Genomic DNA, 23552 nt, shown 5'->3' on the forward strand with positions numbered 1-23552 from the left:
CGCCACGGGGCACGCGGCAGCCGACCGCGCACGGCCCGCACCCCGACCATTACAGGACCACCACCCCCGCCGAACCAGGCGGGCACGGCCCCGCCGAAGGCACGAGCTCACACCCCAACCGAACGGCGCCCCAGCCCCACCCACGCCACGGAGGCGTAAGCCCACACGCTGCACGCAGCACGCGGCACGCGCCCGCCGACGGCACAGGGCCGGCACCCGGCCCGTGACCGGAGCGCCGCTTCCGCCGCACCGGGCGGGTGCGACCACCGCCGGGGTCACGGGTTCACGCCCGGCCACGCCCCGCCGCAGCCCACCCGCAGGGCCCCACTACATCCTTCGACCCCTACCTGGACCCCTCATGTTCCGTACGTCGCTCCGCAACGTTCTCGCCCATAAAGCCCGCCTCCTCATGACCGTCCTCGCCGTCCTGCTCGGCGTCGCGTTCGTGTCCGGCACGCTCGTCTTCACCGACACGCTCGGCAAGGCCTACGCCGACCAGTCGGCCAAGGACTACAAGGGCGTGGCCGTCGCCGTGTCCACCGAGGACCAGCACCGGCTCACCGCGCACGACCTCGACACGATCCGGGACGCCCCCGGTGTCGCCACCGTCACCGGCCGGGTGAGCGGCTTCGCCGGGGTCGCGGGACCCGACGGCAAGCTCATCGGGACGGGATGGTCCAACAAGGGCGCCAACTTCGCGCCCGATTCCCACGGGCGCGACCCCTCCTACGCCTTCCGCCACGGCAACGGCCCCCGCGACGCCCGGCACATCGCGCTCGACGCGCGCTCCGCCGCCGCGGGCGGGTACCACGTGGGCGACCGCGTCCGCGTCGCGACCGACGGGCCCGTGCGCACATACACGCTCTCCGGCGTCTTCACCACGCACGACGGCGCCGTCCAGGCGGGCGGCAGCCTCGTCCTGTTCGACACGGCCCAGGCGCAGCACCTCTACCTGCCCGGCGGTCGCGCGGGCCGGTTCATGGACGCCACCGTCACCGCGTCGCCCGGCGCGTCCGACACCGCCGTGCTCGCCGCCGTCAAGCGGCTCCTGCCGCACGGCGCCACCGCCGACACCGGCTCCGCGCTCGCCGGCCAGGACGCGAGGACGGCGGCCCAGAGCCTGTCCAGCCTGAACAAGATCCTGCTCGCGTTCGCCGGCATCGCCCTGTTCGTCGGCGTCTTCCTGATCTCGAACACGTTCACGATGCTGGTCGCCCAGCGCTCCAGGGAGCTGGCGCTGCTGCGCGCCATCGGCGCGTCGCGGCGGCAGGTGCGCAGGTCCGTCATCGTCGAGGCGGCGCTCGTCGGGCTCGCCGCCTCCGTCGCCGGTTTCGTGCTGGGCCTCGGGCTGGCCGTCGGGCTGCGCTCCGTGATGGGCTCGTTCGGTGCGCGGGTGCCCGCCGGCCCCCTCGTCGTCGGGGGTGACGCGGTGGCCGCCGCGCTCGGCGTGGGCGTCCTCGTGACGCTCCTCGCCGCCTGGCTGCCGTCGCGCCGGGCCGCGAAGATCCCGCCGGTCGCGGCCATGAGCAGCGCGCACGCGCCCGCCGGTACGCGCTCCCTGGTCGTGCGCAACTGCATCGGCGCGGCGCTGGCCGCCGTCGGCGCCGCGGGCATCGCGGGCGGCGCGTCCGTCGGCGGGGACAGCGGCCGCATGCTGATCGCGGGCGGCGCCTTCCTGCTGCTCATCGGCGTCATCGTGCTGATCCCGCTGCTGTCGCGGCCCGCCGTGGCCCTGGTGCGGCCGCTGCTGCGCGCGGTGTTCGGCACGCCGGGCAACCTGGCGAGCCGCAACGCCGTGCGCAACCCCCGCAGGACCGGCGCCACGGCCTCCGCGCTCGCCATCGGACTCACCCTCGTCACGGGCCTCACCGTGCTCGGCGTGACGCTCGGCAGCGCCGTCGACCGGATGACGACGGACAGCGTGCGCGGCGACTACATGGTCTCCATGGCCTCGGGCTCCACGCTCGCCCCGTCCGTCGCGTCCGAACTCGCCAAGGTGCCCGGCGTCACCGCCGTCTCCCCGCAGCAGGCGGTCGATCTGCGGGTCGGCGGCCACTACCACTCGGCGTCCGCCGTCACGCCCGGCGCCGTCGAGCGCGTCCTCACGATGGACACCGTCGACGGCTCGCTGCGCACCCTCGCCAAGGGGGAGGTCGCGGTCGCGCGGAAGACCGCCGCGTCCAACGGCTGGCACGTCGGCGACCGGCTGCGGGTCACCTACGACGACGACCGCAAGGGGACGCTCACGATCGGCGCCACGTACGAGGACAACCAGTTCCTCTCGCCGCTCGTCGTGTCCACCGCGGTCGTCGCCCCGCACGAGAAGGAGCCGTACATCCCGCAGGTGTGGGTCAAGACGGCGGGCGGCGCGAGCGCGGCGCACGAGAAGGCGCTGGTGCACGCGCTCGGCGACAGCCCCGCGTTCACGTTCCAGGACCGGCAGGACATCAGGCAGAGCTACGGCGGCTTCGTGAACACCGCGCTCGCCCTGCTGTACGCGCTGCTCGCGATGGCCCTGATCATCGCGGTGCTCGGGGTCGTCAACACCCTCGCGATGTCCGTATTCGAACGGCGGCGTGAGATCGGCATGCTGCGGGCGATCGGCCTCGACCGCGCCAGGGTCAAGCGGATGATCCGCGTCGAGGCCGTCGTGATCTCGATGTTCGGCGCGGTGCTCGGCGTCGTGCTCGGCACGTTCCTCGCCTGGGCGATCGGCCGGACCATCAGGGGCGAGCTGCCGGGGTACGAGCTGGTACTGCCGTGGGGGCGGATCGCGCTGTTCCTGGTGCTCTCGGCGCTCGTCGGAGTGCTGGCGTCGCTGTGGCCGGCGCGCAGCGCGGCCAGGCTCGACGTGCTCGGCGCGGTGAAGACGGAGTAGCCCCGGCGGGAGGCCGGGGCTACTCCGCCGAGGCCGCGTGCGACGCGCCGACCCGGCGAAGGCCCCGCCCACGGTGACGGAAGCGGGGCCGGAGACCGTAGTCTCCGGCCCCGCCGCCGTACACGGCGGCGGGGCCAGGCCGCAAGTGGCCAGTGGCCACGCTCATACGGCCCACGAGGCCGGCGGACGGCGCGCGGACGGGCGCATCGCCCGCCGCGCGCGTCAGCGCCAGTCGAGCTCGCGCAGCGCCGTCACCGGCCGGCCGCCCTCGGGGGGCTTGACCGCGAGGATCTGGTTCACGCCGATCTTGTTGTGCTCGAAGGAGAGCGCTGACGCGGCCATGTAGAGCCGCCACACCCGTGCGCGGCCCGGCGAGGTGGCGCGCACCGCGTCACGCCAGTGCGCTTCGAGGTTCGCCACCCAGCGCCGCAGCGTCAGCGCGTAGTGCTCGCGCAGCGCCTGCACGTCACGCGCCTCGAAACCCGCCTCCTCCAGCGTGGCGAGCGTCTTGCCGACCGGGGCGAGCTCCCCGTCGGGGAAGACGTAGGAGTCGATGAAGGCGTCGATCTCGTACGCCTCGTCGTTGACCAGCGGGCGCCGCCCGATCTGGTGGTTGAGCAGCCGCCCGCCGGGCTTGAGCAGGGCGTAGAGGTCGTCCGCGTACTCGCGGTAGCGCACCATGCCGACGTGCTCCGCCATGCCGATGGACGAGATCGCGTCGTACGGGCCGTCCTTGACGTCCCGGTAGTCCTGGACGCGGATGTCGATCCGGTCGGTGAGCCCCTCCTCCGCGATGCGCTTGCGCGCGTACACCGCCTGCTCGCGCGAGAGCGTGACCCCGGTGACGCGTGCGCCGTACTCGCGCGCCGCGTGCAGCGCCATGCTGCCCCAGCCGCAGCCGACGTCGAGGAGCCGCTCGCCCTCCTTCAGTTCGAGCTTGCGGCAGACGAGGTCGAGCTTGGCGCGCTGGGCGTCCTCCAGGGTGAAGTCGGGGGCGTCGTCCCAGTAGGCGCACGAGTAGACCATCGAGGGGCCGAGCACCATCTCGTAGAAGTCGTTGCCGACGTCGTAGTGGTGGCTGATGGCCTGCTTGTCGCGGCGCTTGGTGTGGCGGCTGCCCTGCCGGCCGCGGATCTCCTCGGCGGGCGGCGGGGGCGGCGGCCACGCGCCGGCGAGCCGAACGAGCGACTTCGCCGCCGAGCGCAGCCTCGGGTCGAGCGCCGGGTGCTTCGCGGCGGCCTCGGCCTCCTCGCCGCGGTCCCAGATGAACCGCGCGAGCCGGTCGAGCACCGTGTAGAGGTCGCCCTCGACGTCGATCTCGCCGGCGACCCACGCCCGTACGAGTCCCAGCTCGCCCGGCTTCCACAGGAAGCGGCGCAGGGCCCGCCGGTGGCGGATCACCAGGGTCGGGCCGTCAGCGGGTCCTGACGTGCTGCCGTCCCAGGCACGGATGCGCACCGGGGGCGGCGCCCCGATCAGCTCCTCTGTCAGAGCGGACAGCCGCGACGCGGCGTCGGCCATGGCGCACACCTCCGTGTTCGTATCCCAGTCTTTCCCACACCACGTAAACACCGTCGACGTGCCACTGCGATACCAGCGGAACGCAATGGGACGGCAAAATACCTGGCACCACCACGTACCTTGCCGTGCGGGGTCCGTCCCACCTGCGGCGGGGGTGCGCGGGCCGGGCGGGGCGCCCCGCTCCATGTCGGCCGCACGCGCGGCGCCCTGTTGGCCCGTCAGGGCGACGCGCGCGGCGCGGGCGCCGGGGCGTACGCGGCGCGCGCCCCTGCTCGACCTGCCCGGGCGCCCGGCACGCGGACATGGAGAAGGCCGCCCGCACCACGGATGGCGGGCGGCCTTCTCGGTCTTGGGGTTGTTCCAGCGCGTCCTTGAGCTGGGCTGTGGCGACCTCGCGCCCCGGGCCTTCGTTACGCCCGGACGGGGTCAGCTGGCCTTGGCCTTCTCCGGCTCCGCGGGGGCGGCCACGGCGGCGGGCTTCGGGGCCGGCTTGGCGGCCTCGTAGAACTCCTCGCGCGGCGTCTCCATGGCACCCAGGGACACGACCTCGCGCTTGAGGAACATGCCAAGGGTCCAGTCGGCGATGACCCGGATCTTGCGGTTGAACGTCGGCATGGCCATGCCGTGGTAGCCACGGTGCATGTACCAGGCGAGGCGGCCGCGCAGCTTGATCTTCGTCTTGCCGAAGACGATCATCGCGACGCCCTTGTGCAGGCCGAGGCCGGCCACCGCGCCCTTGTTGGCGTGGCTGTACTCCTTCTGCGGGAAGCCCCGCATGCCGGAGATCACGTTGTCGCCGAGGACCTTGGCCTGGCGCAGCGCGTGCTGGGCGTTCGGCGGGCACCAGGCGTTCTCGTTGCCGGCGCGGCGGCCGACCATGTCCGGCACCTGGGCGTTGTCGCCCGCGGCCCAGATGTAGTCGGTGCCCTGCACCTGGAGCGTCGCGGAGGAGTCCACGTGGCCGCGGGGGCCGAGCGGGAGGCCGTAGCGGGAGAGCACCGGGTTGGGCTTGACGCCCGCGGTCCACACGATGGTGCTGGCGTCGACCTCGAGGCCGTTGTTGAGTACGACGTGCCCGTCGACGCAGGAGTCCATGCCGGTCTTGAGGTAGACCTCGACACCGCGCGACTCGAGGTGCTCCTTGCCCCAGGTGCCCAGCTTCGGGCCGACCTCGGGGAGGATCTTGTCGGCGACGTCGACGAGGACGAAACGCATGTCCTCGCGCTTGACGTTGGTGTAGTACTTGGCCGCGTCGCGCGCCATGTCCTCCACCTCGCCGACGGTCTCGGCGCCGGCGAAGCCGCCGCCGACGAAGACGAAGGTGAGCGCCTTGCGGCGGATCTCCTCGTCGTTCGTGGAGTCGGCCTTGTCGAGCTGCTCAAGCACGTGGTTGCGCAGGCCGATGGCCTCTTCGACGCCCTTCATGCCGATGCCCTGCTCGGCGAGGCCGGGGATCGGGAAGGTGCGCGACACGGCGCCGAGCGCGATCACCAGGTAGTCGAAGGGCAGCTCGTACGCCTCGCCGACGAGCGGCGCGACGGTGGCGACCTTGCGGTCCTGGTCGATGGTCGTGACGCGGCCTGTGAGTACCTCAGCCTTGGGCAGCACGCGCCGCAGCGGGACGACGACGTGCCGAGGCGAGATGTTCCCGGCCGCGGCTTCGGGAAGGAAGGGCTGGTACGTCATGTACGAGCGCGGGTCCACGACCGTGACGGTCGCCTCCCCGTAGCGCATCTTCTTGAGAATGCGACGAGCTGCGTACAAGCCAACGTACCCACCGCCTACAACGAGGATCCTGGGACGCTCCGTGGTGCTCATGGCATCGAGTATCCACCCGCCCCGAGGGGGGTACTCGTGAGCCCCTTCACAAGAACTTACCCACTATGTGTTACTCTGCGCGGCACCTCACCTGAGACGGGTGGGGCCCGGCATGCGTACCGGACGGTACGCGGGGCGGTTCCACCGGCGCTGAGCTGCCGGTCCGCGCTCGCGGACGGCGGGCGGCGGCACGCCGCGGCTCTACGCCTCCCCGTACAATAACCGCTCGTTCGCGCAAGGCATCGCTCGGGGGAGATCCTTTCCACCCCGTCGGCCCACCTGCCGGGCGCGTCGGCCCGGATTTCCTTGTGAAGAACTTCACGAACTTTCCGGACCGGGCCGCACCCGGACGTTCCCGGCACAGGGCACGGGCCGCACGGTGGGCCCTTTTCGGCTGTCAGCGGGCCGCGCTGTGCGCGATGCCGTCCAGGATGTCGTGCTCGCTGACCACGACCTCCGCCGCCTCCGTCCGCTCCATGATCGTCTGGAGGATCAGCGCCCCCACGCCGATCACGTCCACCCGCCCCGGGTGGATGACCGCGTGGGCCGCCCGCTCCTCGTGGGTCGAGGTCAGGAGCATGGACGTGATCTCCTTGACGCGCTCGAACGCCACCCGCGAGCGGTGGACCGCCGCCGAGTCGTACTCCGCGAGGCCGAGCGCGATCGCGCCCACCGTCGTCACAGAGCCCGCGAGGCCGACGAGTGCCGACGTCCGCCGCAGCGGTACCGTCTGCTCCGCCTCGTCGAGAGCCCGCTCGATGTCCCGTCGCACGGCGGCGATCTGAGCCCGCGTCGGCGGATCGGTCAACTCGCCGTCGTGCAGCAGGTGGCGCTCCGTCAGGCGGACGCAGCCGATGTCCACGGACCGCGCCGCCTTCACCCGCTCGTCGCCGAGCACGAACTCGGTGGAGCCGCCGCCGATGTCGACCACCAGGGCCGTCTCGTGCGTCGCGAGCTCCCGCGTCGCGCCGGTGAAGGAGAGCGCCGCCTCCTCGTCGCCGGTGATCACCTCGGGGCGCACCCCGAGGATGTCCACGACCCCGCGCACGAAGTCGTCGCGGTTGGAGGCGTCGCGCGAGGCCGAGGTGGCCACGAACCGCGTCGCCGCCACGTCGTGACGGGCGATCACCTCCGCGTACTCGCGGCACGCCTCGAACGTGCGCTCCAGCGCCTCGGGGGCGAGCCGGCCCGTGCGGTCCACGCCCTGGCCGAGCCGGACGATCCTCATCCGGCGGTCCAGGTCGCGCAGCGTGCCTGTCGCCGTGTCGACGTCCGCCACCAGCAGCCTGATCGAGTTGGTGCCGCAGTCGATCGCCGCCACCCTGGTCATGCGCCCGCCCCCGTTCCCGTCGTCTTGTCCGTGCCCTGTTCCGCCACCCGCACGCACGGGCCCTTGAGCCACCACTGCGGCAGCATCGCGATCGCCTCGTCCCCCAGCGGGTTGACGCCAGGGCCTGCCGCCAGCGAATGAGCGACCAGCACGTGCAGGCACTTCACCCGGTCCGGCATGCCGCCGGCGCTCGGGAACCCGGCGAGGACCTCGATCGCGTCGCGCCGCGCCAGGTAGTCCTCGTGGGCGGCCCGGTAGGCGGCGGCGAGTTCGGGGTCGGTCGCGAGGCGCTCGGTCATCTCCCTCATCACGCCGTTCGCCTCCAGCGTGCCGATCGCCGAGGCCGCGCGCGGGCAGGTCAGGTAGTACGTGGTGGGGAACGGCGTGCCGTCGGGCAGGCGCGGCGCGGTCTCGACCACATCCGGCAGGCCGCAGGGGCAGCGGTGCGCGATGGCGCGCAGGCCGCGCGCCGGCCGGCCGAGTTGGGCGGCGAAGGCCGCGGTGTCTTCCGCCGTCGGCGGCTCGGTGCGTTCTGTCTGCGGAGGAGGGGTGTCCATGACTGCCTGGTGTGCTGCCTTGCTGCTCGTAGCTGTTCGTCGTAGGGGCGGCGGCCGTCGCCGCCGGTCAGTGCTTCGCCGTCCCGGCGCGCGCGGCGGCCGCGTCCGCGTGGTCCACGTCGTCCCACATGTTCGCGTACCAGGGCCTGTTCGCGAGACCGACCGCCTGCTGCTCGTGCTGGACGGCCGTCGGGGCGTTCATCGTGAACCCCTTCTCCCCCGGCATGACGTAGTGCAGGCGCTCGCGCGCGAGCCGCTCGATGTACGCGTCCGTCTGCAGCCTGGCCTTCTCGTCGCGCAACTTCTCGACCTGCTTCTCGGCGTCATGCGCCGTCCTGCGCTGATCGGCGATGTCGCCGCGCTGCGAGACGTACTGGCGCATCGGGTAGGCGAGCGCGACGACCAGCGTGCACACCACGAGCGCGAGGAACGCCGCCCGTCCCGTCATCCGAGAGCGGTGCGCCTGCCTGCGGCTTTGCGAGCGGTAGACGCGGGCGGCCGTCTGCTCGCCGAGCACGCGCAGCCGTGTCGCCGTGGAGAAGCGGTCGTCCCGGTTCCCGGTCCGTGCCATCGCCACACTCCCCTGTCACCTGCGTACGTACGTGCGCGTCCCCGGACACGGTACGGGACCGCGGCCGGGGACGGCGTGACACGGACCGGGGTCAGAGGCTGTTGTCTTACTGATCCCACATCGGGTAAGACAACAGCCTCTCAGCCCTCCGTGCCGCGGAAACGCGGGAACGCGCTGCGGCCCGCGTACACCGCCGCGTCGTCGAGGATCTCCTCGATGCGCAGCAGCTGGTTGTACTTGGCGACGCGGTCCGAGCGGGCCGGGGCACCGGTCTTGATCTGGCCGCAGTTCACCGCGACGGCCAGGTCGGCGATGGTGACGTCCTCGGTCTCGCCCGAGCGGTGGGACATCATGCACTTGAAGCCGTTGCGCTGGGCCAGCTCGACCGCGTCGAGCGTCTCCGTCAGCGAGCCGATCTGGTTGACCTTCACCAGCAGCGCGTTGGCCGCGCCCTCGTCGATGCCGCGCGAGAGCCGCTCGGGGTTGGTGACGAACAGGTCGTCGCCGACGATCTGCACCTTGGCGCCGAGCTGGTCGGTGATGGTCTTCCAGCCCGCCCAGTCCTCCTCGTGCAGCGGGTCCTCGACGGAGACCAGCGGGTAGGCGTCGACGAGTTCCGCGTAGTACGCCGTCATCTCCTCGGCGGAGCGCGTCTTGCCCTCGAACTCGTAAGTGCCGTCCTTGTAGAACTCGGAGGCGGCGACGTCCAGGGCGAGCGCGATGTCGCGGCCCGGCACGTAGCCGGCCTCGTTCACGGCCTCCAGGATCAGGTCGAGCGCGGCACGGTTGGACTCCAGGTTCGGCGCGAAGCCGCCCTCGTCGCCGAGGCCCGTCGACAGGCCCTTCTTCTGGAGGACCTTCTTCAGCGTGTGGTACACCTCGGCGCCCCAGCGCAGCGCCTCGGAGAAGGACTCGGCGCCGATCGGCGCGATCATGAACTCCTGGATGTCGACGTTCGAGTCGGCGTGGGCGCCGCCGTTCAGGATGTTCATCATCGGCACCGGCAGCAGGTGCGCGTTCGGGCCGCCGAGGTAGCGGAAAAGCGGCAGGTCGGACGCCTCGGACGCGGCGTGCGCCACGGCGAGGGACACGCCGAGGATGGCGTTCGCGCCGAGCGAGGACTTGTCGGGGGTGGCGTCCAGGTCGAACATCGCCTGGTCGATCAGGCGCTGCTCGGTCGCGTCGTAGCCGACGAGCTCGGGGCCGATCTGCTCGATCACCGCGAGAACGGCCTTCTCCACGCCCTTGCCCTGATAGCGGTTCTGGTCACCGTCCCGCAGCTCGAGCGCCTCGAAGGCGCCGGTGGAGGCGCCGGAGGGGACGGCGGCACGGCCTGTGCTGCCGTCGTCGAGGCCCACCTCGACCTCGACGGTGGGGTTGCCTCGTGAATCGAGGATTTCCCGGGCTACGACGACGTCGATCGACGGCACGAGCATCTCCTTCTCGTATGTGACACGTGGAGCGCGGCGCTGCGCCTGTGGTCCTTGCGGCAAGAGCCTATCCGGCGCGGGCGCCGGGATGGGCCCCCGGGCAGTCGCCGTGCCACGAGTCCGGGCCGCTGACGCCCGGACGGGGGCGTGCGGGGGCCGCGGGCCCGTTCAGCACGGAGCCCCGGCCCGTCGCACCGGGGGGAGTGCGAAGGACCGGGGCGGTCCCGGGTGAGCGGCCGTGCGGTGCCGGGCCGGCTGGGTCGCGTCGGCCCGTCCGCTGTGCGATCCCGACAGGCGGCACGTCCCGTGGGGCGGGCCTGCGCCCGTGTCCGCGTGTCGCGCCGCGGGCCGGTGGGAGGCGGCCGGTCCCCGCCCTGCGGGGTGCCGGCCGGGTTGGCCGCGACGCGGACACGACGACGAGCTGCGGGATCACCGCGGGGCGGCCGCGCTGTGGGCGCGGCCGCCTTCGCCGGATCAGTGCAGGTGCAGCTGCTGGCCGGGGTAGATCACGTTGGCGTCCTTGACGATGTCCTTGTTCAGGTCGAACAGCTTGTGCCAGCCGCCCTTGACGTGGTGCGCCTTGGCGATCTTCGACAGGGTGTCGCCGGACTTGACCTTGTACTCCCCGTCACCCTTCTTGATCTTCGTCGGGCGCGCGCTGCCGCGGCCGGCGTGCTCGGAGCCGGTGTGGGCGGACTGGGCGGAGGACTGGTGCGAGGTGCTCGACTGCGACTGGTGCGACGGGGCGGACTGCGACGACGTGCCGCTGCCCTGCGCGGCGCCTGAGCCGCCGGGGCCTGAGAGGTTCACGCCGCAGGTGGGCCAGGCGCCCTTGCCCTGCCCGGCGAGCACCTTCTCGCCGACGGCGATCTGCTGCGACTTGGTGGCCTGGTTGGCCTGCGGCGCGTAGGCGGTGCCGCCGTACGCGGCCCAGGTGGAGTTCGTGAACTGCAGGCCGCCGTAGAAGCCGTTGCCGGTGTTGATCGACCAGTTGCCGCCGGACTCGCACTGAGCGACCTGGTCCCACTCGGAGACGGAGGCGGCTGAGGCCGACGTCGCGGCCAGCAGCGGGACGGCCACGGCCGCGCCGGTGACACCGGCGAGCGTGGCGTAGCGGACGGCCTTCGACGGGCGGCGGTGCTTGTGGGCCTTGCTGGAGCGCAGCAGCATGGAACATCTCCTCACCGACGCCTGCGAGGTCAGCTGTCGGGTTCGGGCCAAGTGAGTTGCCCGGTCGCGATCGGTCCACGTGCTTCGTGGCCCGTGCGGCCCGCACTGCTCGTGCGTGCCGCTCGCGGCTTCACCCCTAGCCGGTCCGCTGGGCCGTCCCCGTGGGACGGCCTTCCCGGTCCGGCGGCGGAACCATGGGTCCCCCGCTCCTGCCTACGGCGCTTGACGCGACGACTGTTCCTGGCGACCGACGGCAGGATTCGGCGTTTCGGTCGTCAGGGCCCGCGGTGCGAGCGGTGACGACCGTAAACATATGACTGTCGGATCTTCAAAGAAGGACATCTCGACGAAAACGCCCAAAGCGTTCACCCACATGGGTCCATATCCCCAGGTGGCAGCCGAAACAGGCCCTTTGGGTGGGCCATTTCGACCAAACAACCCGAAGAGACGCTTGTCTCACTTTCACAGAATCGGACATAGGGTGCCGAACTGACAGCGCACGGGGGCCACTTCGTGGCCGCCCGCGCGCTGTCCCCGAAGTCGCCTACGGCGTCAGCCGACGCCGAGGTCGAGTGTCTGGCCAGGGAGGATGTGGTCGGGATCGGACCCGAGGACGGACTTGTTGGCCTCGTAGAGCGCGCGCCAGCCGCCGTCCACCCGCCGGCTCGCCGCGATGCCCGAGAGGCTGTCGCCCGCGCGGACGGTGTAGCTGTCGTCCGGAGCGGTCGACGTGCCCGAGGCGGTTGACGACGCGTCACCGGAGCCGGCGTGCCGACCGGATTGGCCGCTTCCGTCCGATTCGGCCGTCTTGGACGCCGTGGACGACCCGGAGGCCCCGGTGGACGGCCCGGACGCCGTCGCGGTGGACGCCGTCGCCTCGGGCGCCGAGCCCCCGCGGTGCTTGCCGCCGGCCGTGGCGGAGCCCGAGGGTCCTGGGCGGCCCGCCACGCCGCCGGGGCCGCCCGCGGCCGTCGGAGAGGCGGACGGGGCGGACGAGGCCGTCGCGTGCCCCGAGGCGGCCGCGCCCGCACCCGGCGCGGAGTGCCGCACGGCGTTCGGATCGGCCCACACGGAGGACGGCCCGAAGTGGCCCGTGGCGAACAAGGACCCGCTCCGCGCGTGTCCTGAGCCGCCCTGCCCGTAATGCGGGGCGAACGGGATGCGGATGGTGGGCGTCTGCGACCCGCCCGCGTCCCGCACGACGCCGGGCTGGTCGGCGTTGCCGATGGAGCCCGCGCCGCCGGTCGCCGTGCTGGGGGTGATGCCGCCGCCGTTGTCCCGGCTGACGCCGAGCGGGAAGCCGTCGTCGTCCGTGGCGGACGAGTCACCGGACGGCGCGGACGACGCCGCGCGGTGCTTGCCCGTGCTCTGCGAGGCGTGGGCGCCGCCGGTCGTCCCGTCGCCGCCGGGGCCGGCCGTCGCGCCGGGGGACGGGGTGCCCAGGACGCCGGCGAGGCCCGAGGCGCCGGAGGACGCGGCGTCGCCCGCCGGGTTCGAACTCGCGCTGCCGGACGCGGTGTCCGACGGGCTCGTGGTCGCCGTGTCGTCCGGCGTGCTCGACGTCGCGCTGCCGTCGGAGCCGCTGGAGTCGCCGGAGCCGCCCAGCAGACCGCCGAGGGCGCCGCCGAGCAGGCCGCCGTCCGAGCCGGTCGAGGCGTCCGGCGACGGGGTGGAGGCGGGCAGCCCCGAGCTCTCGGCGCAGCTCGCCCAGGTCCCTGAGCCCTGGCTCGCGAGGATCTTCTCGGCGACGGCGATCTGCTGCGCCTTGGTCGCGAGGTCGGGGCGGGACGCGTACTGGCTGCCGCCGAACTCGTCCCAGGTGTTCTGGCTGAGCTGGAGGCCGCCGAAGTAGCTGTTGCCGAGGTTTGCGTTCCAGACCCCGCCGCTCTCGCACGCGGCCACCTTGTCCCAGGTGGAGGTGTCCGCCGCGCTCGCGCTCGCGGCGGCGAGCAGCGGGATGGCTATGGCGGATCCGGTCACCCCTGCGGCCACCACGATGGCGGGGGCCTGACGGGGGCGACGGTGTCGGCCGTTCCCGGACATGCGATTACCTTCCGTTTACGTGGTCACGCGTGGAACGCGCGACGCGCGAAGCGGCCCACCCCCGATGGAACTCCACCGCGGATCCGTGCGTCCGCCGCCGTTGTGGGGCGGCACACGTCACCTGTGACCGGTGGGCCGGTCGGCAACGTAGCGTCAGTCGAACACCTGCCACAAGCGAGTGCAGTGGAGATAACGCGAATATCACAAACTTGACACGAGCTCAGTCACGCAGGGGTGCGAAGCGGACCGGAAGCGTGCGCAAACCGCGCATGATGAGCCCCCCACGCCACCGCAATTCGGCCGGATCGGCCGCAAGCCGCAGATCGGGCAGGCGAGTCAGGAGCGCGGTGAGCGCCGCCCGCCCTTCGAGGCGGGCCAGCGGCGCGCCGAGACAGTAGTGGATGCCGTGGCCGTAGCCGAGGTGTTGATTGTCACGCCGGGCGAGGTCGAGCGTGTCGGGCCCGTGGAACCGCTCGGGGTCGCGGTCGGCGGCGGCGAGCACGACGAGCACGGGGTCGCCCGTGGCGACGGACTGGCCGCCGACGGTCAGCGGCTCGGTGGCGTAGCGCCAGGTCGCGAGCTCCACGGGCCCGTCGTAGCGGAGGAGTTCCTCGATGCCGGTGGCGAGCAGCGCGTCGTCACCCGTGCGCAGCGCGTCCTGCAGCAGCGCGCGCTGCTCCGGGTTGCGCAGCAGGGCGTACGTGCCGTTGCCGATCAGGTTCACCGTCGTCTCGAACCCGGCGAACAGGAGCACGAAGCACATCGCGGCCACCTCGTTCTCGGTCAGCTGCTCGGCGTGGTCGCTGGCCCGGATCAGGCCGGAGATCAGGTCGTCGCCGAGGTCCTGCCGCTTGCGGTGGATCAGGTCGGCGAGGTAGGCGCGGATCTTCTTGACGGCGCGCGCCACGCCGCCGCGCGGGCCGCCCCCGTGGCGGATCATCATGCCGGCCCAGTCACGGAAGTCGTCCTGGTCCTCGCGCGGCACCCCGAGGAGATCGCAGATGGCATAGATGGGCAGCGGGAAGGCGAACGCATGGATGAGATCCGCGGACCCGTCCGCCGCGAAGCCGTCGATGAGCCCGTCCGCCAGCTCCCGCACGCGGGGCGCGAACTCCGCGACCCGGCGCGGGGTGAACGCCTTCGACACGAGTCGGCGCAGCCGGGTGTGGTCGGGCGGGTCGATGTTCAGCAGATGCGTCATCAGGTCCGCGCCGCGCTCCCCCGGGATGCCGGTCTTGCCGCGGGCGTGCGCCGGCTCGGCATGGTGCACGGGGTTCTTGGACAGCCGCGTCTCGGCGAGCGCGGCACGCGCGTCCGCGTACCGGGTGACGAGCCACGCCTCGACCCCGCTCGGCAACCGCGTCCACCGCACCGGCGCGTGCTCGCGCAGCCAGGCGTACGTGGGGTAGGGGTCGGCGGCGAACTCCCACGAGAAGAGGTCGGGGACGGGCGGGTTCTCGGGCTGCATAGGAGGACGGTACGCAGCTTCGCGGGGAGCCCGGAAACGCGTCCTCGATTCGTCGTCCTATATAGGGGAGTCCTATAGGAGTCCTATATAGGGGACGGAGAGGTGCCCGGCGGCGTCACGCCGATCCCCTCGCGGAACCTGGGGCCCGGCCCGTGGCGCCGTTCGCTCTCGTCCCACTCCTGGACGCGCACCTCATCGCCGACGGACAGCTTCCCCGGCCGCACCACGGAGAACTTCACGCCGAACACCACTCCGCCGCCCGCCGTTCGCCGGTAGCCCGCGAGCGTGCGCAGCGGCTCGGGCCCCTGCCGCTCCCCGGCCTCCTGGTCCACGAGGGTGACCGCGCATCTCACCGCGGCCTTGGTGTACCCCAGTTCCGCCGCTCCGACGGCGATGCGGCGCGCGCTGTCCTCGGCGTGCGGAACGGCGGCCCAGTCCCGGCTCCCGTCGCCGAGGCTCTCGGCCGGGCCGGCGCCGACGACGATGTTCGGGCGGAACCGGTCCATGGCCAGGCCAGGGGCGCCGCGCTCGGCCATGCGCCGGTTGAGGAGATCGAGGGACGAGGAGGCCACCAGGTGCACGGCGCTGCTGTCGGCATAGCCGGTGCGGCCAGGGGTCAGGCCGTCGGTGACACGGTCGTGCTCCGGCGGAACGCGGACCAGCCGGCTGGAGACGCCGAGGAACTCCGAGAGCCAGGCCGCGGCCTCACCGCCCTGGTCGATGCCCCGGTACCGGGTGCCGAACAGGTCCACGTCGCGTCGTGGTGCGTCCGTGGTGACGTCGACGCTCAGCTTGCCGCAGCAGCCCGCCGCACCGGCCGAATCCAGGGTGAGGATGCCCCCGTCGGGGGCGACGGAGGGCCGTACCAGGGCAAGACGCGGATGGTGGCGCTGAGTCCGGTAGACCCCGGCCTCGCTGACGACCATGAAGCTGCGGTCGTGTGCGAGGCCCGCCGTGGTGAGATGCGCGTCGGCCAGGGACATGCCCGCACATCCTTTGACGGGATAGCAGACCAGCTCGACGACACCTGCCATGTTCGGCCTCCTTCGATCGGCCCTCAGGAAGGCCACCGGCCCCCGACGGATGCTGCCATCCATGGTGGGGCGGCCGCACCCCGGTGTCCCGCATCGCCCGAACCCGCCCGCTGCGGCGGGTGGTTCACGCCGCGAAGCCGGACAGGGCCACCTTGGCCGCGTCGGTGGCGCGGCGGAACGCTTCCTGGCTGCGCTGGGCACGGGCGAGTACGTAGCCGCCCTGGACGGAAGCGATGAGGAGCGAGGCCATCGCCGCGACATCGATCTCCGGGCGCAGTTCGCCTCCCCGCACCCCCTCGGCCGGCACGTCGGCCACACGCTGCTGCAGCCAGTCGAAGAACTCCGAGACGGGGCGCGCAACTGCTCGTCATCCTCTCTCGACGAGACTCTTGTCCCATCACCATGTAGAGTGATGAAACAAGAGTCCCATCACTTGCGGGAGAGTTCCATGCGCGTCTTCATCACCGGCGGCACCGGCCTGATCGGCTCCGCCGTCGTCGCCGAGTTGCTCGGCCACGGCCACACCGTTCTCGCACTCGCGCGCTCCGACGCCTCCGCCCGGGCCGTCGAGGAGGCGGGCGGCGAACCCCTCCGGGGAAGCCTGGCCGACCTGGATGTCCTGCGCGCGGGCGCCGCGCGGGCCGACGGGGTGATTCACCTGGCGTTCGCCAACGACTTCAGCAGCGCACAGGCCTGGGACGACGCGGTCGCGGAGGAGAACGCCGCCGTCACCGCCATCGGCGAGGTGCTCGCGGGCAGCGACCGACCCTTCGTCACCGTCTCGGGCACGCCCGCCGCGCCCGGCCGCGCCTCCACCGAGGCGGACCCGCTGCCGTTGGACGGCGCGGTCGGTGGCCGCGGCCGCACGGTGAACGGGGTCCTCGGCCTGGCCTCGCGCGGGGTACGCACCTCGGCCGTGCGCATGCCGCGCACCGTCCACAACAACGGCGCGGGCGGCTTCGCCGGCCTGCTCACCCAGATGGCGCGCCAGTCCGGCGTCTCGGGCTATGCGGGCGACGGCACGCAGCGCTGGCCCGCCGTCCACGCGCTCGACGCGGCGGTCCTCTTCCGCCTCGCCCTGGAGAAGGCCGAGCCGGGCACCGCCTGGCACGCCGTGGCCGACGAGGGCGACGCGGTGCGCGACATCGCCGCCGTCATCGGCCGGCGCCTCGACCTGCCCGTCAAGTCCGTCCCCGAGGAGACGTACGGCCCGCTCGGGCAGGTCTTCGCCGCCGACCAGCCCGCCACCAGCGCCCACACCCGGCAGGCGCTCGGCTGGCAGCCCACCCACCCGAGCCTGCTGGACGACCTGGAGAACATCGAGCCCTGAGCGCGGGGCGCGCCGTGCCTCCCGGCCTACTTCCCGTGCGGGTCGGTGTTGTTGAGTGCCTCGACGACCTGGTCGTAGTCGCCGCGGGCCTCGCCGTAGCGCAGGAACTTCACGCGCTCGACCTGGATCTCCTTCGCGTCCGGCTGAGAGTCCAGCAGACCGACCGCCTCCGCGACGAACTCGTCGAGCGGCATGGCGTGCTCGTTGTCCTCCTGCCCCGGCATCAGCGCGGTCTGGACCGACGGCGGCTCCAGCTCCACGATCCTCACCGACGTGCCGGCGTACTGCAGCCTGACGGACTCGCTGAGCATGTGGATCGCGGCCTTCGAGGCGTTGTAGCTCGGCGTGACCTTGAGCGGTGTGAACGCCAGGCCCGAGGAGACGGTGACGATCGTGGCGTCCGGCTGTGCCTGCAGGTGCTCCGTGAACGCGGCGATGAGCCGGATCGGGCCGAGCACGTTCGTCACCACCGTGGACTCGGCCGACGCGAGGAACGACGCGGGGTCGCGCCAGTCCTCGGCACGCATCACACCGGCCATGGTGACGAGGACGTTCAGTCCCGGGTGGTCGGCCAGCACCCGCTTCGCGGCGGAGTCGATGCTCGCGGGGTCCGTGGTGTCGATCCTTACGGTGTCGATGCCCGGGTGCTCGGCCGCGATCCGTTCCAGCAGGTCGGCGCGGCGGCCTCCGACGATCACGGTGTTCCCCCTGGCCCGCAGCTCAAGGGCGAGGGCGAGGCCGATGCCGCTGGTCGATCCGGGGATGAAGACGGTGTTCCCTGAGATGTTCATGCGTCCCATCGTCGCCAGTCCCCCGCCCCAGGTGCAGAGACCGGTTATCGGGGGATCGGCGATCCCTGGCTCGCCCACCGGGCCCGGACGATAATCGCACCCATGGACCGTGCAGCCCTGGCCGACTTCCTCCGCCGCCGCCGCGAGGCGATCCAGCCGGAGGACGTGGGCCTGCCCCCGGGCGCGCGCAGGCGCACCCGGGGCCTGCGGCGCGAGGAGGTCGCGTCACTCGCCGTGATGTCGACCGACTACTACACGCGGCTGGAGCAGCAGCGTGGCCCACAGCCGAGCGAGCAGATGCTGGCCTCGCTCGCCCGCGCGCTGCGTCTGACGAACGACGAACGCGGCTACCTGTTCCGGGTGGCCGGACACAACGCGCCCGCGTCGCTGTCGGCCGCACAGCACGTGGCCCCCGCGCTGCTGCGGGTGCTCGACCGGCTGGTCGACACGCCGGCGCTCGTCCTGACCGACGTCGGCGAGACGCTCGTGCAGAACAGGATGGCCACGGCCCTGTTCGGCGACGTCTCGCACCACACGGGCCTCGCCCGCAGCGCGATCTACCGCTGGTTCACCGACCCCGCGGAGCGGTCGGTCTACCCGGAGGCCGACCGGGACCGGCACAGCCGCGCCCAGGTGGCGAACCTGCGCGCCGCCCACGGCCTGCGCGGCCCGCGCTCGGACGCCGGCGAACTCGTCCGTGCGCTGCAGAAGGCGAGCGGGGAGTTCGCCGAACTGTGGGCGCGGCACGAGGTGGCGCAACGGTTCGAGGACCACAAGACGCTCGTCCACCCGGAGCTCGGCGAGATCGAACTGGACTGCCAGGCGCTGTTCACCGAGGACCAGTCGCAGACCCTCCTGGTACTCACCGCGCCGCCGCGCACCGAGGGCCACGAGAAGCTGCAACTGCTCGCGGTGCTCGGCCACGGCCGCTTCGCGGAGGCGGAGCGGTAGTCCCGTCCGTCCCGCCGCCGGTGTGGGAGGCGCACCTCCTTCATGCCCAGACGGCGCATCCCCGCTGCGCGAGACGATCGAGCAGGCGCCGTGCCGGCTCGACGGTGTTCCAGCGCAGGTCCAGCCTCTCGAGTGCGGGGAGCCCGGCCAGCCAGTCGGGCAGTGTGCGGAGTCGATTGCTGCGAAGGTCGAGATGGCGCAGGCGCGGGAGTCCCGCCAGGGCCTCCGGTACGTCCGTGAGCTCGTTGTCCCGCAGGTCGAGATGGCGCAGATCGGCCAGGTCCGCGACAGACGCCGGAAGGCCGGTGAGCCGATTGCCGCGCAGCCACAGCTCGCGGAGCCTGCCGAGGCGGCCGACCGATGCGGGGAGCTCGGCCAATTGGTTGTGTTCGGCGCGGAGTTCCACCAGCCCCGCCATGGCGCCGATCGTCGCAGGCAAGCCGGTGAGCCGGTTGTCGCCGACGTTGAGGTACCGGAGTTCCGTGAGCCGGCCCAAGGATCGGGGAAGCTCCGTGAGCAGGTTGTCGTGCAAGTAAAGGTACTGGGTGAGAGGCAGTTCGGTCAGCTCGCGGGGGATCGAGGTGAGTGCGTTGTGGCCCAGATCCAGGGTGTGCAGCCGCCTCAGCCGCGCGATCTCGGGCGGGATCTCCGTCAGTGCGTTGTCCGCGAGGATCAGCACGTCGAGTTCGCTTCGCTGCCATAACGTATCTGGCAGCACCCTGAGTTGGCGCTTCCACAGGCTCAGTGTCGCTGTCACGCCGGCGTGCCTCCCGTGCTTGATGTGACTCCCTGCTCCCGGCAACCTACGGGCGGCGCCGCGCTCCAGTTTGCGAATCACGAGGGCGGGACGCCCGGGCCCCAAGGCGGCTGGGCGGACCCGGCGCGGGTGCGGTCGGTGCGGGTGCGGTCGGTGCGGGTGGCGACAATCACTACACGCTGCAACGCCTATGAGGGAGTGCCCCTTTGAGCAGACCGCCCGCGCGCCGCGTCACCGTCCTGTACTCGGTATCCGCGACCTGCGCCGTCATCGGCGCCCTGCTGTGGGTGCGTGGGCGGTTCGGTTCACCGCCCCGCGTGTACGCCGACCACCTGGCGGCCGACAGGTACACCACGTCCGCGTGGCCGGTGTGGAGCCGCTCGGTGACTCCGGATCGTCTCGGCCTGTACCTCGTCGCCCTGGCGGTGGGGCTTGCCGCCGTGGCATGGCTGCTCTCCGTGCGGCGCGGCTGAGCCTCAGGCGCTCGGCGGGGCGGACTCCGCCGCTCTGATCGCGTCGCGGTACGCGCGGGCCGCCGTGCGCAGGGACGTTTCCGGGTCCGCGCCCGTCGTCTCCGCGTGCACCGCCATGGCCAGCAGGGCGCGGCCCACCTCGTCGGCCCCGGCGGGGACGTCCGGGAGCTTGACGTCGAGCCCCGCCGACCTGGCGCGGCCCGCGAGCTTCGCCGCGAGGGCCAGGGCGGGCTGGCCGAGGGGGATGCCGTCCGTCACCGACGTGCGGTGGTGCTTCTCCACGGCCTTCGTGCGCAGCCACAGCGCGTGCACGTCCTCCGGGGTTTGTGCCGTCTCGTCGCCGAAGACGTGCGGGTGGCGGTGGATCAGCTTCTCGACGAGCGTGGCGGCGACGTCGTCGATGGAGAACGCGTCGGAGGCGTCCGCCGCGTCCTCGGCGATGCGCGCGTGGAGCGCGACCTGGAGCAGGACGTCGCCCAGCTCCTCGCGCAACTCCGTCGCGTCGCCGTCCTCGATCGCCTCGACCAGCTCGTACGCCTCCTCGATGGCGTACTTGGCCAGGCCCTCGTGCGTCTGCGTCGACGTCCACGGGCAGGCGCGCCTGATCCGGTCCATGACCTGCACCAGGTCGAGCAGGCGCGCGCCCGGCACGTCGTAGGAGCCGGGCAGCAGCTCAAGATCGGGCATGGCGGCGCGGCCGGAGCCCGCGAGGCGGGCGAGGCCGTCGGTCAGCGCGGTGTCCGCGCTCTCGGCGGCCGGCGGGATGACGACGAGCGTGACGCCGGGGCCGCAGGCGTCGACCAGTTCGGTCGCCGTGGGCGCCGCGATCTCGACCGTGACGCCCGCGTCCCACACGTACGGCAGCAGCGGGTGCCCGGCGTCGGCGCACAGGACGTGGTCGGCGGCACGCAGCGCGTCCCAGGCCTGGAAGGACAGCAGGCCGGGGGCGACCCGGTGGCTCACCGTGAGCAGGACGATCCGGCCGGTGGGCTGCGGGGAGGTGGGCGGCTGGGAGGTGGGGTTGTCCGTCACCTTGCCGAACCTACCCCGTCGCGCCCGCCCGGCCTCACGCGCGCCTTCACGCGCCCGTGGGCTCCTGCTGCTTCGCCTGCTGCGTGACCTGCTTGATCCAGTCGGTCTTGGTGTTGCCGAGCGCGACCTTGGTGTCGCTCCAGGTCCCGTAGCGCGGGTTCACGTCGACATTCAGTTCCTTCGACGCCTTCGTGAGCGCCGTGAGGAGCTTCTGCTGGCCCGCCGGCGTGGTGGTGTCGCCGCCGACGGCCTTCGCCACCTTCGACATCAGCACGTCGCGGCGGACCGCGCCGTCGATCTGGCCCGGGGTGATCGCCGCCTGCTGCAGGAGCGTCGCCTCCAGCTGCTTCTCGCCGCCCGGTTGTCCCGCCGCCGCGCGCTGCCGCGCCACCTGGACCTCGTGGCGGGTGGCGGAGACGCCCGCGTCCTTCGCGGCGCGGTCGAGGACCCGGTCGAAGATCATGCCGTTGAGCTTGGCCTGGTTGAGCTGCGCGCTGTTGCTGATCAGCGTCGCGGCCTGCGGGGACGCCTTCTGCGCCGTGCGCACGGCGTTCACCTGCGCCTGCAGCGACGAGACCGAGATGCGCTTGCCGCCGACGACGGCGGCCGCTCCCGGATGGGCCGAGGTGCCGCACGCGGCGAGCAGCGGGACCCCCGCGACCAGCGCGGCGGAGGACAGGATGAGCACGGTGCGGCGGCGGCTGCTGCGGCGCTTCAGGCGGTTCAAGGGGGCCTCCCGAGAGATTGTGCTTCGATGCACAAGCCTTGCGGTGATCGATGGTATGCAGTCTGCGTGGCGTGGGCCACTGTCTGGACCAACGATTCACCAGCGAACCGGGTGCGCCGCCGTGTCGGGCCCGGCCGTCTTGGCCCCGCGCGGCCGTTCGTCGGGGCGCAGCATGATCGTGCGGGAGACCAGGAACGTGATGGGGATAGCGGAGGCGGCCGCGATCAGCGGCGCGTAGGTGTCGTCCATGCCGGCCACGTCGACCAGCAGGTACACACCGCCGGTGGTGATGGCGAAGTTCGCGGCGTTGGTGAGCGGGAAGAGCAGGAACTTCCGCAGCGTCGGCCGGGTCCTGTACGTGAAGCGGCTGTTCAGGAAGAACGAGCCGACCATGGACGAGGCGAACGCGATGACGTGGGCGACGACGTAGGGCAGCCCTGCCCCGTGCAGGAGCGCCAGGTAACAGGCGTAGTACGTACCGGTGTTGACGGCTCCCACCAGGGCGAATCTGACGAGCTGGCCCCAGGCGCGCGCGCGGCGCGCCCGGGCGGGGGCGGATGCCCCGGCGCCGGTCGCCGTCATCCGCGTACCAGTTCGCCGCGGTCGCGCGCACCGGCCGCGGGAGCCTCCTCCGCGGGAGTTCCGGCCTCGGCCGCCGCCTCCGCGCGCCGCGCATCCTCGTCCGTGGCCGCCACCAGGTAGTGCGGGCGCCGCTTGACCTCGTAGTAGATGCGGCCGACGTACTCGCCGACGACGCCGATCATCACCATCTGCACGCCGGACAGCGCCGTGATCGCGACGAGCAGGGTGGCGTAGCCGGGGGTGCCGACGCCGTTGACGAGCGTCGAGACGACGATCCACGCGGCGTACAGCATCGCGAGCGACAGAAGAAGGAAGCCGAGGTACAGCGCGGCACGCAGGGGCTTGTTGTTGAAGGATATGAGTCCGTCGAGGCCGTAGTTGAGCAGCTTGCCGAAGCTCCACTTCGAACGGCCCTGCTCGCGTGCCGCGTTCTCGTAGGCGAACGTCGTGGTGCGGAAGCCGACCCACGCGAAGATGCCCTTGGAGAAGCGGTTGTTCTCGGTCAGCCGCAGGACGGCGTCCACGGTGCGCCGCGAGAGCAGCCTGAAGTCGCCGACACCGTCGACGAGTTCGACGTCGACGAGCCGGTTGATCAGCCGGTAGTAGGCGCGGGCCATGAGGGTCCTCGTGACCCGGTCTCCCTTGCGGGTGCGCCGCGCGATGACCTGGTCGTAGCCCTGCGCGTGCAGTTCGAGCATGCGGCGCACCAGCTCGGGCGGGTGCTGGAGGTCCGCATCCATGATGACGACGGCGTCGCCCCCGGCGTGCTGGAGGCCCGCCAGCATCGCCGCCTCCTTGCCGAAGTTGCGGCTGAACGAGACGAACCGGGCGCACGGGTCGGCGCGCGCGCCCTTCTCCAGCAGGGCGCGGGTGGCGTCCGCGCTGCCGTCGTCCACGTAGACGATCTCGAAGGCGTGGCCCAGGTCCTGGGTCAGCGCGGCGAGTTCCCTCGTCACATGGGAGTGGAAGCGTTCGATGATCTCCGCTTCGTTGAAACACGGGACCACTATCGAGATCAGCACAGAGGAACGACACCCGACGCGCGTGTCGTCGGCGGGGGCCGCACATGAATATCGCGCGGCTCGCGCG

At 72.3% G+C, this 23552-nt stretch carries 20 protein-coding genes, 1 pseudogene and 1 riboswitch; of the genes and pseudogenes, 4 read left to right on the plus strand and 17 right to left on the minus strand.

Going from position 1 to position 23552, the window contains the following annotated elements:
• The first annotated feature begins 358 nt into the window (after window positions 1–358).
• Window positions 359–2878, plus strand: a complete 2520-nt coding sequence (locus IH48_RS0100495) for an ABC transporter permease (protein WP_030897506.1) — start codon at window positions 359–361, stop codon at window positions 2876–2878.
• A gap of 222 nt (window positions 2879–3100) precedes the next feature.
• Here IH48_RS0100495 and IH48_RS0100500 read toward each other — a convergent pair whose 3' ends face one another.
• From IH48_RS0100500 to IH48_RS32860, 11 genes and pseudogenes are all read right to left on the minus strand, one after another.
• Window positions 3101–4399: an SAM-dependent methyltransferase gene (locus IH48_RS0100500; RefSeq protein ID WP_051838896.1), complete on the minus strand. Its 1299-nt coding sequence runs from the start codon at window positions 4397–4399 to the stop codon at window positions 3101–3103.
• Between the two features lie 426 nt (window positions 4400–4825).
• On the minus strand, window positions 4826–6217 hold the full coding sequence (locus IH48_RS0100505) for an NAD(P)/FAD-dependent oxidoreductase (RefSeq protein WP_030897513.1): 1392 nt from the start codon (window positions 6215–6217) through the stop codon (window positions 4826–4828).
• A gap of 397 nt (window positions 6218–6614) precedes the next feature.
• Window positions 6615–7547 carry a Ppx/GppA phosphatase family protein gene (locus tag IH48_RS0100510; protein WP_030897516.1) on the minus strand — a complete coding sequence of 311 codons (933 nt, stop codon included), beginning with the start codon at window positions 7545–7547 and terminating at the stop codon, window positions 6615–6617.
• Window positions 7544–8104 carry a DUF501 domain-containing protein gene (locus IH48_RS0100515; protein ID WP_030897518.1) on the minus strand — a complete coding sequence of 187 codons (561 nt, stop codon included), beginning with the start codon at window positions 8102–8104 and terminating at the stop codon, window positions 7544–7546. The genes IH48_RS0100510 and IH48_RS0100515 overlap by 4 nt, the downstream gene beginning before the upstream one ends.
• A 67-nt stretch (window positions 8105–8171) precedes the next feature.
• Complete coding sequence (locus IH48_RS0100520) at window positions 8172–8675, minus strand: FtsB family cell division protein (protein WP_030897520.1); 504 nt, start codon at window positions 8673–8675, stop codon at window positions 8172–8174.
• 140 nt (window positions 8676–8815) lie between these two features.
• Complete coding sequence (eno, locus tag IH48_RS0100525) at window positions 8816–10111, minus strand: phosphopyruvate hydratase (protein ID WP_030897524.1); 1296 nt, start codon at window positions 10109–10111, stop codon at window positions 8816–8818.
• A 468-nt stretch (window positions 10112–10579) separates the two neighbouring features.
• Window positions 10580–11272, minus strand: a complete 693-nt coding sequence (locus tag IH48_RS0100530; protein ID WP_030897526.1) for a transglycosylase family protein — start codon at window positions 11270–11272, stop codon at window positions 10580–10582.
• A gap of 6 nt (window positions 11273–11278) precedes the next feature.
• A riboswitch (cyclic di-AMP (ydaO/yuaA leader) is annotated at window positions 11279–11506 on the minus strand.
• Between the two features lie 321 nt (window positions 11507–11827).
• Entirely contained in the window at window positions 11828–13255 is a 1428-nt protein-coding gene (locus IH48_RS37430; protein WP_051838897.1) for a transglycosylase family protein, read from the minus strand.
• A gap of 283 nt (window positions 13256–13538) precedes the next feature.
• Window positions 13539–14786 (minus strand): cytochrome P450 family protein, encoded by a 1248-nt coding sequence (locus IH48_RS0100540; protein ID WP_030897530.1) that lies wholly within the window; start codon window positions 14784–14786, stop codon window positions 13539–13541.
• Between the two features lie 83 nt (window positions 14787–14869).
• Complete coding sequence (locus IH48_RS0100545; protein WP_078849371.1) at window positions 14870–15820, minus strand: MOSC domain-containing protein; 951 nt, start codon at window positions 15818–15820, stop codon at window positions 14870–14872.
• A 124-nt stretch (window positions 15821–15944) separates the two neighbouring features.
• Window positions 15945–16157 (minus strand): annotated as a pseudogene (locus tag IH48_RS32860) (TetR family transcriptional regulator C-terminal domain-containing protein); the annotation flags it as partial.
• Window positions 16158–16268: 111 nt separating this feature from the next.
• Here IH48_RS32860 and IH48_RS0100555 point away from each other — a divergent pair.
• Window positions 16269–17150: an SDR family oxidoreductase gene (locus IH48_RS0100555; RefSeq protein WP_030897540.1), complete on the plus strand. Its 882-nt coding sequence runs from the start codon at window positions 16269–16271 to the stop codon at window positions 17148–17150.
• Between the two features lie 26 nt (window positions 17151–17176).
• On the opposite strand, the gene IH48_RS0100560 is transcribed toward IH48_RS0100555, so the two are convergent.
• Window positions 17177–17941, minus strand: a complete 765-nt coding sequence (locus tag IH48_RS0100560; protein WP_030897542.1) for an SDR family oxidoreductase — start codon at window positions 17939–17941, stop codon at window positions 17177–17179.
• A gap of 102 nt (window positions 17942–18043) precedes the next feature.
• Between IH48_RS0100560 and IH48_RS0100565 the strand changes: the two genes are divergently transcribed.
• Complete coding sequence (locus IH48_RS0100565; RefSeq protein WP_030897544.1) at window positions 18044–18892, plus strand: helix-turn-helix transcriptional regulator; 849 nt, start codon at window positions 18044–18046, stop codon at window positions 18890–18892.
• Window positions 18893–18932: 40 nt separating this feature from the next.
• On the opposite strand, the gene IH48_RS0100570 is transcribed toward IH48_RS0100565, so the two are convergent.
• Entirely contained in the window at window positions 18933–19649 is a 717-nt protein-coding gene (locus IH48_RS0100570; RefSeq protein WP_030897547.1) for a leucine-rich repeat domain-containing protein, read from the minus strand.
• A gap of 206 nt (window positions 19650–19855) precedes the next feature.
• On the opposite strand from IH48_RS0100570, the gene IH48_RS0100575 reads away from it, so the two are divergent.
• Complete coding sequence (locus tag IH48_RS0100575) at window positions 19856–20122, plus strand: hypothetical protein (protein ID WP_030897549.1); 267 nt, start codon at window positions 19856–19858, stop codon at window positions 20120–20122.
• 3 nt (window positions 20123–20125) lie between these two features.
• On the opposite strand, the gene IH48_RS0100580 is transcribed toward IH48_RS0100575, so the two are convergent.
• The 4 genes from IH48_RS0100580 to IH48_RS0100595 all read right to left on the minus strand — a co-directional run bounded on the left by IH48_RS0100580 (window position 20126) and on the right by IH48_RS0100595 (window position 23485).
• Window positions 20126–21154: a nucleoside triphosphate pyrophosphohydrolase gene (locus IH48_RS0100580; RefSeq protein ID WP_030897551.1), complete on the minus strand. Its 1029-nt coding sequence runs from the start codon at window positions 21152–21154 to the stop codon at window positions 20126–20128.
• Between the two features lie 46 nt (window positions 21155–21200).
• Window positions 21201–21881, minus strand: coding sequence for a SurA N-terminal domain-containing protein (locus tag IH48_RS0100585; RefSeq protein WP_234434069.1), 681 nt, complete (start codon window positions 21879–21881; stop codon window positions 21201–21203).
• 96 nt (window positions 21882–21977) lie between these two features.
• The gene (locus IH48_RS0100590) at window positions 21978–22463 is read right to left on the minus strand and encodes a GtrA family protein (protein ID WP_051838899.1); all 486 of its coding nucleotides are present in this window, start codon (window positions 22461–22463) and stop codon (window positions 21978–21980) included.
• On the minus strand, window positions 22460–23485 hold the full coding sequence (locus IH48_RS0100595; RefSeq protein WP_078849372.1) for a glycosyltransferase family 2 protein: 1026 nt from the start codon (window positions 23483–23485) through the stop codon (window positions 22460–22462). Before IH48_RS0100595 ends, IH48_RS0100590 begins: the two co-directional genes overlap by 4 nt.
• Window positions 23486–23552: the final 67 nt, after the last annotated feature.

This window comes from Streptomyces sp. NRRL F-5126, from assembly GCF_000721265.1.
Classification (GTDB): Bacteria; Actinomycetota; Actinomycetes; order Streptomycetales; family Streptomycetaceae; genus Streptomyces.

Coding starts and splice junctions, on each gene's coding strand:
- eno (WP_030897524.1), bottom strand. CDS start 10,111: ATGCTCGTGCCGTCGATCGACGTCGTCGTAGCCCGGGAAATCCTCGAT.
- IH48_RS0100565 (WP_030897544.1), top strand. CDS start 18,044: ATGGACCGTGCAGCCCTGGCCGACTTCCTCCGCCGCCGCCGCGAGGCG.
- IH48_RS0100515 (WP_030897518.1), bottom strand. CDS start 8,104: ATGGACACCCCTCCTCCGCAGACAGAACGCACCGAGCCGCCGACGGCG.
- IH48_RS0100520 (WP_030897520.1), bottom strand. CDS start 8,675: ATGGCACGGACCGGGAACCGGGACGACCGCTTCTCCACGGCGACACGG.
- IH48_RS0100555 (WP_030897540.1), top strand. CDS start 16,269: ATGCGCGTCTTCATCACCGGCGGCACCGGCCTGATCGGCTCCGCCGTC.
- IH48_RS0100590 (WP_051838899.1), bottom strand. CDS start 22,463: ATGACGGCGACCGGCGCCGGGGCATCCGCCCCCGCCCGGGCGCGCCGC.
- IH48_RS0100560 (WP_030897542.1), bottom strand. CDS start 17,941: ATGAACATCTCAGGGAACACCGTCTTCATCCCCGGATCGACCAGCGGC.
- IH48_RS0100495 (WP_030897506.1), top strand. CDS start 359: ATGTTCCGTACGTCGCTCCGCAACGTTCTCGCCCATAAAGCCCGCCTC.
- IH48_RS0100510 (WP_030897516.1), bottom strand. CDS start 7,547: ATGACCAGGGTGGCGGCGATCGACTGCGGCACCAACTCGATCAGGCTG.
- IH48_RS0100545 (WP_078849371.1), bottom strand. CDS start 15,820: ATGGCAGGTGTCGTCGAGCTGGTCTGCTATCCCGTCAAAGGATGTGCG.
- IH48_RS0100500 (WP_051838896.1), bottom strand. CDS start 4,399: ATGGCCGACGCCGCGTCGCGGCTGTCCGCTCTGACAGAGGAGCTGATC.
- IH48_RS0100540 (WP_030897530.1), bottom strand. CDS start 14,786: ATGCAGCCCGAGAACCCGCCCGTCCCCGACCTCTTCTCGTGGGAGTTC.
- IH48_RS0100505 (WP_030897513.1), bottom strand. CDS start 6,217: ATGAGCACCACGGAGCGTCCCAGGATCCTCGTTGTAGGCGGTGGGTAC.